Source organism: Synechococcus sp. CC9311, assembly GCF_000014585.1.
Taxonomy (GTDB): domain Bacteria; phylum Cyanobacteriota; class Cyanobacteriia; order PCC-6307; family Cyanobiaceae; genus Synechococcus_C.
This window is the reverse complement of record NC_008319.1, coordinates 2,382,474-2,395,967: the sequence shown is the minus strand read 5'-3', so window position 1 is coordinate 2,395,967 and position 13,494 is coordinate 2,382,474. Positions and strand designations below refer to the sequence as shown.

The 13,494-nt window shown below is 55.8% G+C and carries 14 protein-coding genes; 10 read left to right on the top strand and 4 right to left on the bottom strand.

Going from position 1 to position 13,494, the window contains the following annotated elements; translation table 11 throughout:
* Nucleotides 1-30: 30 nt before the first annotated feature.
* Together rplJ and rplL are read left to right on the top strand one after the other, a co-directional pair.
* A complete protein-coding gene (gene rplJ / locus SYNC_RS12525; protein WP_011620617.1) occupies nucleotides 31-558 on the top strand; it encodes a 50S ribosomal protein L10 in 528 nt (175 codons plus the stop codon).
* A gap of 49 nt (nucleotides 559-607) precedes the next feature.
* Nucleotides 608-994 (top strand): 50S ribosomal protein L7/L12, encoded by a 387-nt coding sequence (rplL, locus tag SYNC_RS12520; RefSeq protein ID WP_011620616.1) that lies wholly within the window; start codon nucleotides 608-610, stop codon nucleotides 992-994.
* A gap of 278 nt (nucleotides 995-1,272) precedes the next feature.
* Here the strand turns inward: rplL and SYNC_RS12515 are convergent, their stop codons facing one another.
* Nucleotides 1,273-1,971, bottom strand: coding sequence for a DUF3747 domain-containing protein (locus SYNC_RS12515; protein WP_041427140.1), 699 nt, complete (start codon nucleotides 1,969-1,971; stop codon nucleotides 1,273-1,275).
* Between the two features lie 62 nt (nucleotides 1,972-2,033).
* Here SYNC_RS12515 and SYNC_RS12510 point away from each other — a divergent pair, with 62 nt between their 5' ends.
* From SYNC_RS12510 to SYNC_RS12485, 6 genes are all read left to right on the top strand, one after another.
* Nucleotides 2,034-2,786 (top strand): ribonuclease H, encoded by a 753-nt coding sequence (locus SYNC_RS12510; RefSeq protein ID WP_011620614.1) that lies wholly within the window; start codon nucleotides 2,034-2,036, stop codon nucleotides 2,784-2,786.
* A gap of 8 nt (nucleotides 2,787-2,794) precedes the next feature.
* Complete coding sequence (locus SYNC_RS12505; protein ID WP_011620613.1) at nucleotides 2,795-3,973, top strand: quinone-dependent dihydroorotate dehydrogenase; 1,179 nt, start codon at nucleotides 2,795-2,797, stop codon at nucleotides 3,971-3,973.
* A gap of 47 nt (nucleotides 3,974-4,020) precedes the next feature.
* Nucleotides 4,021-4,920 carry a hypothetical protein gene (locus tag SYNC_RS12500; RefSeq protein WP_041426775.1) on the top strand — a complete coding sequence of 300 codons (900 nt, stop codon included), beginning with the start codon at nucleotides 4,021-4,023 and terminating at the stop codon, nucleotides 4,918-4,920.
* Nucleotides 4,917-5,609, top strand: coding sequence for a pilus protein (locus SYNC_RS12495; protein WP_011620611.1), 693 nt, complete (start codon nucleotides 4,917-4,919; stop codon nucleotides 5,607-5,609). The genes SYNC_RS12500 and SYNC_RS12495 overlap by 4 nt, the downstream gene beginning before the upstream one ends.
* Nucleotides 5,606-6,346 (top strand): hypothetical protein, encoded by a 741-nt coding sequence (locus tag SYNC_RS12490; protein WP_011620610.1) that lies wholly within the window; start codon nucleotides 5,606-5,608, stop codon nucleotides 6,344-6,346. Before SYNC_RS12495 ends, SYNC_RS12490 begins: the two co-directional genes overlap by 4 nt.
* Before the next feature lie 210 nt (nucleotides 6,347-6,556).
* Nucleotides 6,557-8,632 carry a type II secretion system protein GspD gene (locus SYNC_RS12485; RefSeq protein WP_237699230.1) on the top strand — a complete coding sequence of 692 codons (2,076 nt, stop codon included), beginning with the start codon at nucleotides 6,557-6,559 and terminating at the stop codon, nucleotides 8,630-8,632.
* Between the two features lie 18 nt (nucleotides 8,633-8,650).
* Here the strand turns inward: SYNC_RS12485 and SYNC_RS12480 are convergent, their stop codons facing one another.
* Entirely contained in the window at nucleotides 8,651-9,439 is a 789-nt protein-coding gene (locus SYNC_RS12480) for a pentapeptide repeat-containing protein (protein ID WP_041426774.1), read from the bottom strand.
* A 125-nt stretch (nucleotides 9,440-9,564) separates the two neighbouring features.
* On the opposite strand from SYNC_RS12480, the gene SYNC_RS12475 reads away from it, so the two are divergent.
* Complete coding sequence (locus SYNC_RS12475; RefSeq protein ID WP_011620607.1) at nucleotides 9,565-10,686, top strand: histidinol-phosphate transaminase; 1,122 nt, start codon at nucleotides 9,565-9,567, stop codon at nucleotides 10,684-10,686.
* Here SYNC_RS12475 and SYNC_RS12470 read toward each other — a convergent pair.
* The gene (locus tag SYNC_RS12470) at nucleotides 10,647-11,723 is read right to left on the bottom strand and encodes a glycosyltransferase (RefSeq protein ID WP_011620606.1); all 1,077 of its coding nucleotides are present in this window, start codon (nucleotides 11,721-11,723) and stop codon (nucleotides 10,647-10,649) included. The two genes, SYNC_RS12475 and SYNC_RS12470, sit on opposite strands and share 40 nt — an antisense overlap.
* A 58-nt stretch (nucleotides 11,724-11,781) precedes the next feature.
* Between SYNC_RS12470 and SYNC_RS12465 the strand changes: the two genes are divergently transcribed.
* Complete coding sequence (locus SYNC_RS12465) at nucleotides 11,782-12,534, top strand: hypothetical protein (protein ID WP_011620605.1); 753 nt, start codon at nucleotides 11,782-11,784, stop codon at nucleotides 12,532-12,534.
* On the opposite strand, the gene SYNC_RS12460 is transcribed toward SYNC_RS12465, so the two are convergent.
* Nucleotides 12,531-13,403: an NAD(P)-dependent oxidoreductase gene (locus SYNC_RS12460; protein ID WP_049750366.1), complete on the bottom strand. Its 873-nt coding sequence runs from the start codon at nucleotides 13,401-13,403 to the stop codon at nucleotides 12,531-12,533. The genes SYNC_RS12465 and SYNC_RS12460 overlap by 4 nt on opposite strands.
* Between the last annotated feature and the right edge of the window lie 91 nt (nucleotides 13,404-13,494).

Below are 13,494 nucleotides of genomic sequence, written 5' to 3'. Positions count from 1 at the left end.
TGTCCAGCTTGTTCCTCCGATCTAATCCCTATGGGCCGCACTCTGGAGAGCAAGCAACAGATCGTCGAGGAGCTTAAAAAGCTTCTTGGCGAGGCCGAAATGGCACTGGTCCTGGACTATCAGGGCCTCTCCATCAAAGAAATGTCTGATTTGCGGACTCGTCTGCAGGCCAGCAACGGCGTTTGCAAGGTGACTAAAAACACCTTGATGCGTCGTGCCATTGATGGTGACAGTGTCTGGTCAAGCCTCGACTCTCTTCTGAATGGCACCAACGCTTTCGTCCTGATTAAGGGTGATGTTGGTGGTGCAGTTAAAGCTGTTCAATCTTTTCAGAAAGAGACAAAAAAATCTGAGACAAAGGGCGGCCTTTTTGAAGGCAAGCTTCTCTCTCAGGACGAGATCAAAGCTATTGGGGAGCTTCCTTCCAAGGAAGTGCTCATGGCCCAGATCGCCGGCGCCATCAACGCAGTTACCACCAAGGTTGCTGTGGGTGTCAACGAGGTTCCCTCCGGTCTTGCAAGAGCGCTCAAGCAGCACGCCGATAGCGGCGAAAGCTGAACGTCTTCGACCTCACTTTTTTTTCCTGATCTGTTGCTGATTCCCAATCATGTCTGCAAAAACCGACGAAATTCTTGAATCACTGAAATCACTCTCATTGCTTGAGGCTTCCGAGCTTGTCAAGCAAATTGAGGATGCTTTTGGTGTGTCCGCTGCTGCATCTGCTGGTGTAGTGATGGCTGCCCCTGGCGCTGCTGGTGGTGGTGATGCGGCTGAAGAGAAGACCGAATTTGATGTTGTGCTGGAAAGCTTTGATGCTGCCGCCAAGATCAAAGTGCTCAAGGCTGTTCGCGAAGCCACAGGTCTCGGCCTGGGTGATGCCAAGGCGATGGTCGAGGCTGCTCCAAAGGCCATCAAGGAAGGCGTCTCCAAAGACGACGCTGAAGCCTTGAAAAAGGCCATCGAAGAAGTGGGTGGCAAGGTCACAATCAAGTGATCTGTTGGAGCCCCTGCTTCTAAAAAACAGGTCTCTACCCATTCAATCCTCTCTGCCGGTTCTCTGAACCGGCTTTTTTATGGCTTAATGGCCGCGGCTTTTCGACAATAAAAAACCCTGCCAAAGGCAAGGTCTTTTAAGAAGAACTCATTCAGGAGTCTTTCCTTGTTTCGACCCTGAAAGAGGCGTAAAGCACTCCTCACGTCATGAACATAGGCAGAATTGCTTGGTTGGGGTGATAGCAGTTGTCGCTCATCCAACTGTCCTTGAAGCTTCGTTCATGGGCGGAATGGAATCACTTCGAGGCGGATGGGCCCCTTACCGGAATAACTGGATGGGGACCTTGGTGCCCTTGGTGCCTGGGCCACTGTCGACATCCGAAGCAAACGGCTTGGACGCTTTGAAGCCTTCGCTCTCAATTGATTCAACGATTCGTTGTGGGCGAAATACACGTGGCTCAGGGTTCTTCCTTGATAGGCCCGACGCTCAAGTTGCCAGCCCGGTTCCAGTTTGAGCTTGACGAAAGAATCTTTGTTGCGTTTGGCTTGTCTCGCCTTGGCCACCACGACTGCAGTACTGCGGTTGGGGTCCAGAGCGTGAAGCTCAAGCCCGTTGCGCCCTTGCCGAAGGCGTAAGCGAACGGATTTTTGTGTGTCTTCTCCGGCCGTACGCAGTGAATACCCATTGCTGTCGAGATATCGGCTGCATATCCCTGTGAAATCAAAACCGTTTAGCGAGGGCTCAACCAGTCCATCAGCTTGATCTTTCCAACAAAGAGGACGGGCTTTGATCTGCTCAAGGACCAATAGCTTCCAACCGTCACGGCCAACGGCCCTGGCCAGGATCGCAAACTGGTCTTGCTTGAGTGGTTTGCTGTCAAACAACGAACGGGTCCACCCTGGCAGCGCAGAGAAACTAGCCCCCAACATCAGTGCTGTTCCGGTCAGAAGGAGCCGCCGGAGGTAGGTTCGCCGCATTAACGGGGGCTCCAAATTGGAGAACAATGACCTGTTGTACCGAATATCCGGTGGTGGAATCAATGGCTGAGGAACCTGATGGACGTGGTCGCGTCGTGGCAGCAGCGACGGATGGTGCTTGCAGCGGCAATCCAGGCCCGGGCGGCTGGGGTGCGTTGATTCGCTTTGAAGACGGAAGCGTGGAGGAATTTGGTGGTGCGGATCCGGCTACAACCAATAACCGCATGGAGTTACAGGCTGCGCTTGCCACCTTGCAACGCTTGGCTGAATTGCCACTTCATCCGAATCTCACTCTGCGTACCGACAGCAAATACCTCATCGACGGACTCGGCAGTTGGATGGCTGGTTGGAAGCGCAAGGGCTGGCGCACTGCAGCAGGAAAGCCAGTGCTCAACCAGGATCTTTGGCAGGCGCTTGATCAGGCTCGGCTTGCTGAGGTGCCCCTCAGCTATGTCAAAGGTCACAGCGGAGACCCTGACAACGACAGGGTGGATCAAATTGCAGTGGCTTATTCCAAAGGACGAAAGCAAACACCCCCATCTTTAGCTTCACCTTCAGCGGCCCCACCTCAGCCCTTGGTGGATTCAGCACCTGTGTCTTTGCAGAAGTTGCTCACACGAATGGAACTCGCTGATCGCTTGGCTTCCGGAGGGTATGCGTTAACGGCTGTTGAGTTGGCTCAGTTGGTGGAACAACCCCTCAATCGTTTGTCAGAACGTCAAGGTTCTTGGCGTTGGCGTGACTGGATGGTGGAGCCTGTGGAGAATGATCGCTGGCGGTTGCGACGCGACCCGGCAGGATCGACAGAGACCTAGGAGCCCAGATGGCTGATGCGTCATCCCCCGGGGTGTTGTCCACCGCCGGTTTTTATCGGCGATGGTTGGGACCGCAATTGGCCCGTGATGAGGGGGTGGATGCAGAACAGCTCAGCCAGACGGCTTTGCAGGCCCTCGCACAGGTAAGCCTGCGCCGCCGTTGGCCTGGCATCTCATCCGTATTGGAGGGCGTTGCCACGGAGCTTCAGCGTCAGGATCTGCGGCTGGAGCAAGTTCTGTTTGGTTGTCGATTCAGCAATCCCGTGGGTTTGGCTGCGGGGTTCGATAAAAACGGTGTTGCGGCTGGGGTGTGGGATTGCTTTGGGTTCGGATTTGCTGAAGTGGGCACCGTTACTTGGCATGGTCAACCCGGTAACCCCAGACCCCGCCTGTTTCGGCTCGCTGCTGAACGGGCTGCCCTGAACCGTATGGGTTTCAACAATAACGGTGCAGAGGCGATGCAACGGACCCTTGAGCGGCAAGCGTTGCCAGCGCCAGGCCATCGTCCGGCTGTGCTTGGCATCAATTTCGGGAAGTCGAAACTCACTCCTTTGGAGCAGGCCCCTGATGACTACGCCGCTTCCTTGGAATGTCTTGCTCCTTGGGCTGACTATGCCGTGATCAATGTGAGTTCTCCCAATACTCCAGGCTTGCGAGATCTGCAGGATTCAACTCAATTGCGTCGCTTGGTCGAGCGGCTGCGACGGTTGCCAGCTTGCCCACCACTTCTAGTGAAGATCGCACCTGATCTTGAGGACGATGCCATTGATGGCATCGCTCGATTGGCTTACGAGGAAGGTTTGGCTGGTGTCATCGCTGTCAATACCAGTCTTGATCGACTGGGTTTGGGACAGCGGCTGATCGCGCAGACCGGCCGAAGCCTTGCGGAAGAAGCTGGTGGGCTGAGTGGTGATCCCTTGCGCTACCGCGCTGTGGAAGTGATTCGGCGACTGCGTGCCAGCGCTGGGCCGGCTTTGCCGTTGATAGGAGTTGGGGGAATCTCATCAGCCGAGGCGGCCTGGGAACGCATGGCTGCTGGCGCGTCCCTCGTGCAGCTCTACACCGGTTGGATTTATGAAGGTCCTGATTTGGTTCCACGCATCCTTGAGGGTTTGATCAGCCAGCTCGATCTCCATGGCTTTCGCCATCTAAGTGAGGCGATCGGAAGCGGCGCGCCCTGGAAGTAGTCGATACGCTTTCTGCACATCCTTCATGACGCATCGAGGAATAGAACTTGGAGCTGGCTGATCTGCGCGATCGCTTCCCGGCCCTGGATGGCTTGCTGGGTCAGATCACTGGCTTGGTCACTCGGCGGCGCGTGGTTCTTGCTGCTTCTGATCGTGTCCTGAGTTTGGCGTGGTGGGATCAGGGGCAGCAGTACATCATTAATACCGAGCTTCCTCCGGGCCTTTGTCAGGGAGGGGTGCCGCTCCAACGGGAGGTTCTGGCTGAGATGGTTGCGGATCTGCTGATCGAACAGGGTATTGCCTCTGTGTGTGTGGAGTTGGAACTGTTGCTGCCTTTGCCGACATGTAATTGGCGACTGCTGGAGGGTGCAGCTGGTCTGGGTGATGCCACCTCCCTGCGAGCGCTTGCACCCGAGATGACCTGGCCGTTGCAATGGCAAGAGTCCTATGTCGCTTGGACTTCGTTGAAAGACAGGGATATGGCGATGGTGGTGGGAGCTGATCGGTTGATCCTGCAGGCCTGGATCGACACGGTGGCGTCAGCAGATCTCAATCTCTGCCAAGCGGAGTGGCTTTTGGTTGCTGCATGGCGAGCACTGCAGACTCTCAACGAACCCCTGGAGGGAGAGTGGGCTTGGCTGATTGAGTCTGAAGGGATCTGGCGTCTTGTGTTGTTGTGCGAGGGCCTGCCTGAATTTGATGTTGTGTTGCAAGCCACGCAGCTCCCGTCTGTCAGAGATGAGGTGCTGTTCCTTCTCGATGCATGGGACCAGAAACAAGGGCAGGTGGATGCAATGCGCAGCTGGTGGATTACAGCTGGACCGAGCTGGAAAGGACGATGGAAGGAAGGTCATGGTGCTGGTCTCCATGGCCCGCTTGTTTCAGATGGTGAGATGTCACTGCTTCAGTTGGCCTTGAAGGCTCCTCCTGCGGAGAGCAGATCATGAGGGGACGCGCAGGGGCCCCAGTTGATCTGCTCCGGGAGCGGCGCATCGAGTTGGGGCTGTCTGCTCAACCCGTCCCTTTTGCTCCTACCCGCTTTCTGCTGAGGCGAGGTGCGTTGCTGGGTGGAGCTTTTCTTCTGCTTACTGTAGCGATTACCGCAGTTTTGAGCTGGAGGGGGCAGCAGCAACAGCGGCAGTTGGAGTTGCTTGAGCCGGTCGCACAACGCGTCACTGCTGCAGAAGCGCAGTTGCGGCTGCTGAGGGGTAAAACCGCCTCGGTGAATAAGAAAACCGATGTTTTCGCGCAACAGCTTGTGGCTTTCCGCGGTGGATCTCCTCTGTTGGAGCAGCTCAGACGCATCACACCTGAGGGCATTCAATTGGAGGAGCTGTTGGTTGGTGAGACGCAAATTAAATTGCTAGGCCGGGTACAGATTGGAAATAATCCAGGGCCTCTCGAACGCATCAATGCCCTTGTGCTCTCACTTTCTCAACTGCCCATCACTCGGCAACAAGGTGTCAAGGTGATGAAGATCATGAGAGAGGACGGGGATGCTCCTGCTGTGACTTTCAGCGTGGAGTGGGCTCTGAATCCAAAGATTCGCCTATCTCTGATTCAACTTCAGGAGTTGGGGGCCGTCGGCTTGGCGTATCGATATCAACTACTTGAGGAACGTGGGGTCAGCTTGTGACGAACCTGAGTGGTAGTGGTAGCCCATGGCAAAAGTATGTAACGCGGCAACGGGTGTTGGTTGGTGCCCCATTGCTTATGGGTGTCTTAATAGGTGCCGGGCTGTTTGCAACTTTTGGACTCCCCCATTGGTTGGCATCAGCGGAACGGACGCGTCGGATCTCTGAGCTCAAAGGTCAGCAGCAGTCACTTTCCTTGATTGCTGCTCGGGTTAAGCAAGAGCAACAAAAGCTTGTGTTGGCGGAACAACAGCAAGCTCTGGTGGTGAATTTGGTGGCGGGTCGCGGCGAGATCGAGACCTTCCTCACCCAGCTGAGTCGTACCGCGGCTGAGAGCGGTGTGTTGATTGAACGCTATGAACCCGTCCCAGATGCGCCTGTTGTGACTGATTCTCCCCGACAAGACAATCAAAAAGGGGATGCTGGAGCTGAGGATGGTGCTCCTTCTGATTTGAAGGGGTATGAGAAAACGGCGGTGCTGCTGCAGGTGCGTGGACCTTATGTAGGGGTGCTGCAGTTCTTGCGTGCCATGGAGACACTGGAACTCCTGGTTCAGCCCAGTGATCTTGAGCTCAAGGCAGTTCCGTTAGAGACCAATGCTGACGGGGCCCCTGAGGGGCCACCGTTGACCGAGCTCAAGCTCAAGCTGAGTTTTTTTGACAAGACAACTGATGGGGATCAGGACGCGAAAGAATCCCTGGAATCCGCGCCTCAGTCCAAGGTCAGGGCGCCATCCTGAATCAATTCAATGCTGTGTTTTAGGGCTGGCTCCTAAGGGTTTCGCTCGATACCATCCGCCCATAGTGTTTGTGAATCAGGCGTGGGAATGCCCTCGAGACCCTCCCGGCTGATTCCATTGGCGTTGATTGGCAGCCTTGCATTGGCTGAATGTGACGTGATGTTTGGGCTTGGAGGTGCTGGGGCGATCAGAGCTCAGAGCCAGGGCTCCATGAACTTGAGTTTGCGTCGTGGCAATGAAGGCGTGGAACTTGTTATTGAAGGAGTTGGCGATCAGCCATTTCTGCAGCAGCGCCTGAACGGCCAAGTTTGGGAGGGAAGTTTGCAGACCCAGGGGGCACCGGGGGTCCGCAATGGTCAGGTGCGGCTTTCGGATCCTGTGATTGGAATTCAGTCCGCCACTCTGGTTGGTAGCGGCAGCTCCTATGCGTTGAAGGTGAAGCCAAGTCCAGGTCGGCCCTTGAAAGATCCTGTGGTGAGCGCCGATGGTCGGGATCTAATTCTCAAGTTTCCAGGTTTGGTTGTTGCTCCCACATTGCAAACGGGACGCCTCAATCTGAATACACCGGGGCGTGTCCCTCAAACGCAGTACGCCCCTCCTCTGCGCCCGCGCGCCGTTGCGCCTCCTCTCGGTGATATGGCAGTGGGGACGATGGTGATGCAGAACCGCAGTTATGTGAATGTGAGCGGGCCGCCGGTCACCCTCACTCTGAACAATGCGCCTGCCAAGGATGCGTTGATGGCCTTGGCTCGTTTAGGGGGCTATGGCTTCGTGTTTGTTGGTGAACAGGATGGAGGCAGTAAGGATGTTGCTTTACCTAGCCGACCTGTTTCGATTGCTTTTCAGAACGAGTCCTATGCGAGGGCTCTCAATGGAGTTCTGCTTGCCTCTGGCCTGCAGGGAAAATTAGATGGTCGCACTCTCATGGTGGGATCAAAAGTTTCTGCTAATACATTTGGCCCTCAGATGTCGAAGGTGTATCGACTCAATCAATCTTCAGCAGTCTCGGCGGCAAAATATTTGGGGAGCTTGGGTGCAAGTATTCAAGAGCCCGTCCCTTTGAAAACCACATCTATTCTTGAAGAGGCGTCTGGCGACGCGAGTAATAGCATTTCCAATACTTCAGAACAGATTGAGATACGTTCTTATTCTTCAGGTCAAGGCCCTTTGGTCGGTTTGATCGGTACAACTGATTCAAGGCTTCAAACGATTACCTTGATCGGAGATTCACTCTTGGTGAAGCTTGCTGAGGGGTATTTGAGACAAATTGATTTGCGCCAAAGGCAGGTTGCTTTATCGGTGCGGATTTTGGATGTCTCTTTGGATAATGACTCCGCGATTTCAAATAGTTTTGCTTTTCGCTACGGTAATAATTTTATCGTAAGTGATAGAGGTGAGCTTGTTGGGGCTTTTGGTAATTTGCTCCCCCCTAATAATTCTAATTTCGATGCGATCGCGGGAGGGGCTGAAAGTGGCAAGTTTCAGAGGGAGATTGTGTCCGGGCGGGACGCGCAAATTGCCGATCGCTTGATTCCCCCGAGCCCAACTCCGAGTCGAATCAACCCTGGGAATGTATTCCCTAAGGATAATTTGTTAGATTTAATTCGGTCTATTATTATATCCAATAGTACCAAGACTTTAGCTTCTCCTACCCTGATTTTAAGTGAAAACCCTGTTGAGATTTCTGGGGGTGCTGATGTAGCTACCAGCGTTGGAAACTCCGCATTGCAGACCGCAACAATAGGTCGCTCCAAGGCGAACGAGTCTTTCGTGACTGTAGGCACCCAAGAAACAGTCAATTATTCCGTTAGTGCGGGGCAGAATGGTGCGCCTAATTCTTGTCAGCCTATTCTTGGAACCGCTGGTCTAACGTTTGGCGCGCGTGTGTCTAAAATTGATGATAATGGGTTTGTTAGTTTCAGCCTCTCTCCTACAATTGCTGCTGTTACTGGAACCCAAAATGTTGAGGGTTGTGGTCCTAGAAGTATTTTAAGTGTGCGTAGGCTTGATACTGGGTCTCTAAGGGTCCGCGATGGTCAAACACTTATTTTGACGGGGGTTATTTCAGATCGTGATGCTCAGCAAGTTCGTAAGTGGCCTATTTTAGGGGATCTTCCTCTGATAGGCCAATTTTTTCGTGAGTCGACTCGTGATCGGGCGAAGAGAGAGCTTGTTGTTCTAGTTACTCCTAAGATAATTAGTGATGATCAAGGAGGAAATTATGGCTATGGATATCAGCCGTCTCTTCCGGCTGCTCGTCAGCTTATGTCAAACGATGCCTTTTGATTGTCTAAAACACTTCTTTCAAAAGCCAATGCCGAGAGGGATCAGTGCTTTTATCGCAAGTGGGGCTAAAGCTTGAGCAGTTGCAGTAACGCCCCCTAGTAATTGCCCGCCCCAGCCTTTTCCTTCAGGTTTTTTCTGAGTTTTTGTCCGACGCGTTTGAACCATTTCAGCCACTGTTTGAAGTTGATTGGCAACTTCTTGATTGCCGCCCTTTTTAAATAGTGCGCTTGCATACCGGAAATCTTGTGCAGCGAGATCGTCCTTGGCTAATTCGCTACGACTGATGCCTCTCGCGACCCAGCTCAATGGCTCTTGAGGGGATCTGAGGATTGCGGCGCCAAAGAGTTTTTCGGCTTCAGGCCACCGTCCTGATTGTGAAGCTTCTACGCCAGCATTGTGCAGCGAGGCGTGGCTTCGTATGTCACGGCTGATTCCCGTGGCGCCTTGCCAATGCGCTTTTTCTAAAGCGTTGGGGCTCAGGCGAGCGCCACTGAGATCGGCAAATCGCAGGTCGGTGCCATGCAGGATGCTGCCTTCAAGATTGGTGCCACGGAGGGAAGCCCCGCGCAAGCTGGTGAAGCTGAGATTGGCTCCGCGTAAGTCAGCCCCGTCCAATTGGGCTTCTCCAAGATTGGCTCGCTGCAATCGAGCGTCGCGTAAGTCGGCATCGCGCAAATCGGCATGCACAAGGTCGGCATCGGCCAGGCGGCAGTTGCGGCAATCACCCTCCTGGAGCACTTTGATGAGGTCATCCACGCTCTCGGCTTGCAGGGGGCTGGCGATCAGCCATAAACCAAGCAAGGGCATCAAGCGGGACGGGTTCAACACGTGGGCTTGCTTGGTTGTACTGCGTTGTATCGGGCTTCTCGGTCTTCGTCGAGCACGGCTTGAAGGATGGCTGGGCAGGATGGGTACATCCAGCACAAGTCGGCGTGAGCAACCGCCTTCCTCCCCATGGAGGCAATCTCAGCCAGGAAGCCCGTCGGCTGGGGATGCAACCCTCTCAGGTGCTGGATGCAAGCGCCTCGTTGGTGCCATTCCGTCCCCCTCGCGCTCTGCGTAGAGCGCTCGCCGCTGCCATTCAGGGCCAGCCTCTGCGTGATTATCCCGACCGCGCTCAGACCGATTTGCGCTCTGCGATCGCGTCATGGCATGGGGTGGATCCTGATCAGGTGCTTGGAGGGAATGGGGCAGCTGAGTTGTTCACATGGGCGGCTCGCGATGCAACCGCCGCTGGTCTCAATGTTCTGCTTCAGCCTGGATTTGCCGACTATTCCCGAGCTTTGGCTTGTTGGGGTGGCGCGATGGAGAAGTTGCCTTTGCCCTTGGAGTGGAGCAACTGTTGGCCGCAACCCTTTCCATTGAGCGCCTTGAAGCAGACGACCGATGTGGTTTGGATCACCAATCCCCACAACCCCACCGGTCAGCTTTGGAGCCGTTGTTCACTGGAACCCTTGTTGGCTCGATACTCCCTGGTGATCTGTGATGAGGCCTTTCTTCCTCTGGTGCCAGGGGGTGAAGGTCAGTCGTTACTGCCCTTGGTGACAGATCATCCCAATCTCGTGGTGATTCGCAGTCTCACGAAATTGTTTGCGATTGCGGGTTTGCGTCTGGGCTATGCCGTTGCGGCTCCCGATCGTTTGCATCGATGGCATGGATGGAGAGATCCCTGGCCGGTGAATGGTTTGGCGATTACTGCTGGAGTGGCTGTGATGAACGACCCGGTTGGCTTGCATCGATGGCAACAGCGCGTTCAGCAGTGGGTGCAAAAAGAAGGCACGTGGTTTCGGGCACAACTTGAGGCCATCCCTGGATTAAAGGCCTATCCCTCAGCTGCCAATTACCTGCTGATCCAAGGCGAGCAGTCCTTGCTGGAGCTGCGGGAGCGTCTAGCTCTCGACGGCGTTTTGCTTCGGGATTGCCGTTCTTTCGCAGGGTTGGGGGAGCGTTGGCTGCGCATTGGTCTGCAAGATCGGCGGGGGAATCAACGCATCCTTCGCGCTCTCAGGCGTATTCAGTTCAGCAGTCCTTCGAGCAGAGTCACCAGTTTCTGATCCGCATCCTCCACGCCAAGCTCCCGCATCGCTTGCCCCATCTCCGGCAGTGGATTAGCGCCTGGATCGCCGCCTGGCAGTTTTGATCCGAGCAGGCGCCAGACCGTGTCGCGAAGAGTCGTCTCGCTGGGGTCGTGTTGATGCACGATCACGGCAGCGGCAACCGCTGCAGCACATACGGCATTGGCATCTTGATGGCGATCGGCCGCTTGGGGGAAGGGCACCAGCACGGTGGGTGTTCCGCTAACGGCCAGTTCACTCAGGCTGCCGGCACCGGCTCTGCTGATGGCAAGGTCGGCGTGTTGGAGCAAGGCCGGAATCTCATCGCTGAACGGTCGCTCCACCAGCAAGGGGTGTTCGATGCAACCCACATCGGGATCATTGCTGCCGGTGAGATGCACGATGCGGCAGCCGCTACTGAGTAAGGAAGGAAACAGCTCGCGCGTCATCCGATTCAGCCCCAGAGCGCCTTGGCTTCCGCCGATCACCACAAGCAGGGGTCCGCTGCCCTGAGGGACCCACGTGGGTAGGGATTGTTGCTGGAGAAAAGCAGCCCGCACAGGGGTTCCGGTCACCACCGCTCGGCAGCCTTGGATGCGCGGTGCAGCAGCCTCAAGGCCCACGGCAACACGGGTGCAAAATCGGCCAAGCAAGCGTGTTACCCGGCCAGGAATGGCATTGGATTCGTGAAGTACTACGGGGATGCCGCACCACCGTGCCGCCAGGATTGCTGGTGCAGCGATGTATCCGCCTGTCGTGAAGACGGCATCGATGCGTTCCCGTTGAATCAGGCGGCGGATGCTGCCGCTGGCTGCCAGCAATTGGATCAGTTGGATGAGTTTGCGCAGTCCTCGACCTTGCAATCCACCAGCCTTGACGGTGGTGAGGGGATAGCGGCCTGGAACAAGGCTTGTCTCCAGGCGGTCGGGAACGCCCACCCAGCGCACGCTCCATGGCTCCAGCAGAGCATCTGCAACGGAGAGGGCTGGAAACAAGTGCCCTCCGGTGCCGCTGGCAGCAACAAGAAGCCGAGGCATGAGGTCGAGCGGGAAAAGAAAGAGCGCCCTAACTTAGATGGACTCTGGGGTTGTCTTTATGTCTAGGGCTCTCCGTGCCTCGTTGGTGTCATTGCTGCTTGGCTCCGCCCTTGCACTCCCCTTGTCGGGTCGGGCTGTGACCCAGGCTCCGTTTGATTTAAGTAAGCGCTTGGAAGTCGCCCTCAATCAGTCGGAAGGTAGTGCTGCAGCGTTGAAGGCTCTGTTTACGCCTGAGCAATTTGGTGGTCTGGAGGAGCGTTACCGCCTGTTCAGTAGCCGTTTCCCTCAGCTGAACTGGTCGGTGAGGCCCGGCACGCCCACATCAGATGGGCGCTCGACCATGCAGATTTCTGTTACTGGGAGACGCCAGCAGGACGGCTTGAGTTATTCCTTTTATGCCAATCAACGTCTCGCGGTGACCACTGAGAGTGGCCTGATTGCCAATCAGGAAATTCTTAGCGATCAATCGGTTATGACCAGTGCCAAGGAGCCGCTTCCGATCAGCTTGCTCATCCCCGACATCGTGCTCACCGGAACTCGGTACGACGTGGATGTGGTGGTCGACAAGCCTTTGGGTGATGCTCTGATGGCGGGTGGTTTGATTGCGCTTACCCCTGAGCAGGTGTTGGGGCAAGAGAGTCCAGACATCCAGCTCCAGCCGCTCGGCGGGGGCGGCCTGTTTAAGTCTGTTCAGGCTCCGTTCAAGCCGGGCATCCAAACCTGGGCTGCCTTGTTGGTACATCCCGAAGGTGTGGTGAGTGTGAGCAAGCAAGTGCGAGTTGTGGATGACAAAAGTCAGCTCCAGCCTTAACTGGGGTGAGCTGGGTAGCAGCGCCTCAACGCGGACACATCGGCGTTCCCCAGTCCCTGTTGCATGAGCTCCGACTCTTGTTCGAGAACCAATTGGGTCAGCGGTAATTCCAACTGCTGTTCCTTGGCCGCGGCAAGCGCGATCTTCAGATCCTTGTGATGGAGCGCGAGTTTGAAGCCGAGCGGGTATTGATCGGAAAGCATGGCGGCTGAACGGTGTTGCAGGGCCCAAGATCCTGCAGCTCCACCAAGCAGTGCTGCCACAACGTGCTCCATGGGGAGTCGCAGATGTTGCCCGAGAGCGATGGCTTCTGCAACAGCGGCATAGCTTCCGGCTACCAGGACCTGGTTCACCGCTTTCACCTGTTGACCACTGCCAACGGGCCCGAAGTGATGGATTGATCCACCGATGACCTCCAGTAGCGGATGGGCCTGCTCTAGCGCCATGGTGTTGCCACCACAGAGCACGGTGAGCGTGCCTGCCTTGGCTCCTTCTGTGCCGCCTGTCACAGGAGCATCGATGTAGTGCACATTTCGTTCCGATAGCCGCTTGGCCATCGCTGCTGCCGTGGCTGGGGCGATCGTGGAGCAATCGATCACCAAGCTTCCTGGTCTGAGTGAATAGCCAGCTCCGCTGTCTCCCCAGAGAACGTCTTGCACTGCGGTGTCATCGCTGACGCAAATCAGCAGGACTGCACAGCCGCTCACCGCTTCTTTTGGGGAGCTGCTGGAGGTCACTGTGGGTCCTTGATCGTCCAGAAGCTCTGCCGCCGATTCCGCTGAGCGGCTGCGGGTGTGCACGTTGAGCGAGTAGCCGGCGCGTCGCAGATTGACGGCGATGGGTAATCCCAGGGCGCCAAGTCCCACCATGGCCACCGCTATAGGCGGATTCAGGGGTGAACGTTGATCATTGGCGAGTTTCAGAGTTGGTGTGCTCCTGGGTGGTTGACAGCTGATTCAT

Excerpts from the sequence above, each read along its gene's own strand:
- rplJ (WP_011620617.1), top strand. The coding sequence starts at position 31 with ATGGGCCGCACTCTGGAGAGCAAGCAACAGATCGTCGAGGAGCTTAAA.
- rplL (WP_011620616.1), top strand. The coding sequence starts at position 608 with ATGTCTGCAAAAACCGACGAAATTCTTGAATCACTGAAATCACTCTCA.
- SYNC_RS12515 (WP_041427140.1), bottom strand. The coding sequence starts at position 1,971 with ATGCGGCGAACCTACCTCCGGCGGCTCCTTCTGACCGGAACAGCACTG.
- SYNC_RS12510 (WP_011620614.1), top strand. The coding sequence starts at position 2,034 with ATGGCTGAGGAACCTGATGGACGTGGTCGCGTCGTGGCAGCAGCGACG.
- SYNC_RS12505 (WP_011620613.1), top strand. The coding sequence starts at position 2,795 with ATGGCTGATGCGTCATCCCCCGGGGTGTTGTCCACCGCCGGTTTTTAT.
- SYNC_RS12495 (WP_011620611.1), top strand. The coding sequence starts at position 4,917 with ATGAGGGGACGCGCAGGGGCCCCAGTTGATCTGCTCCGGGAGCGGCGC.
- SYNC_RS12485 (WP_237699230.1), top strand. The coding sequence starts at position 6,557 with ATGAACTTGAGTTTGCGTCGTGGCAATGAAGGCGTGGAACTTGTTATT.
- SYNC_RS12480 (WP_041426774.1), bottom strand. The coding sequence starts at position 9,439 with ATGCCCTTGCTTGGTTTATGGCTGATCGCCAGCCCCCTGCAAGCCGAG.
- SYNC_RS12470 (WP_011620606.1), bottom strand. The coding sequence starts at position 11,723 with ATGCCTCGGCTTCTTGTTGCTGCCAGCGGCACCGGAGGGCACTTGTTT.
- SYNC_RS12465 (WP_011620605.1), top strand. The coding sequence starts at position 11,782 with ATGTCTAGGGCTCTCCGTGCCTCGTTGGTGTCATTGCTGCTTGGCTCC.
- SYNC_RS12460 (WP_049750366.1), bottom strand. The coding sequence starts at position 13,403 with ATGGTGGGACTTGGCGCCCTGGGATTACCCATCGCCGTCAATCTGCGA.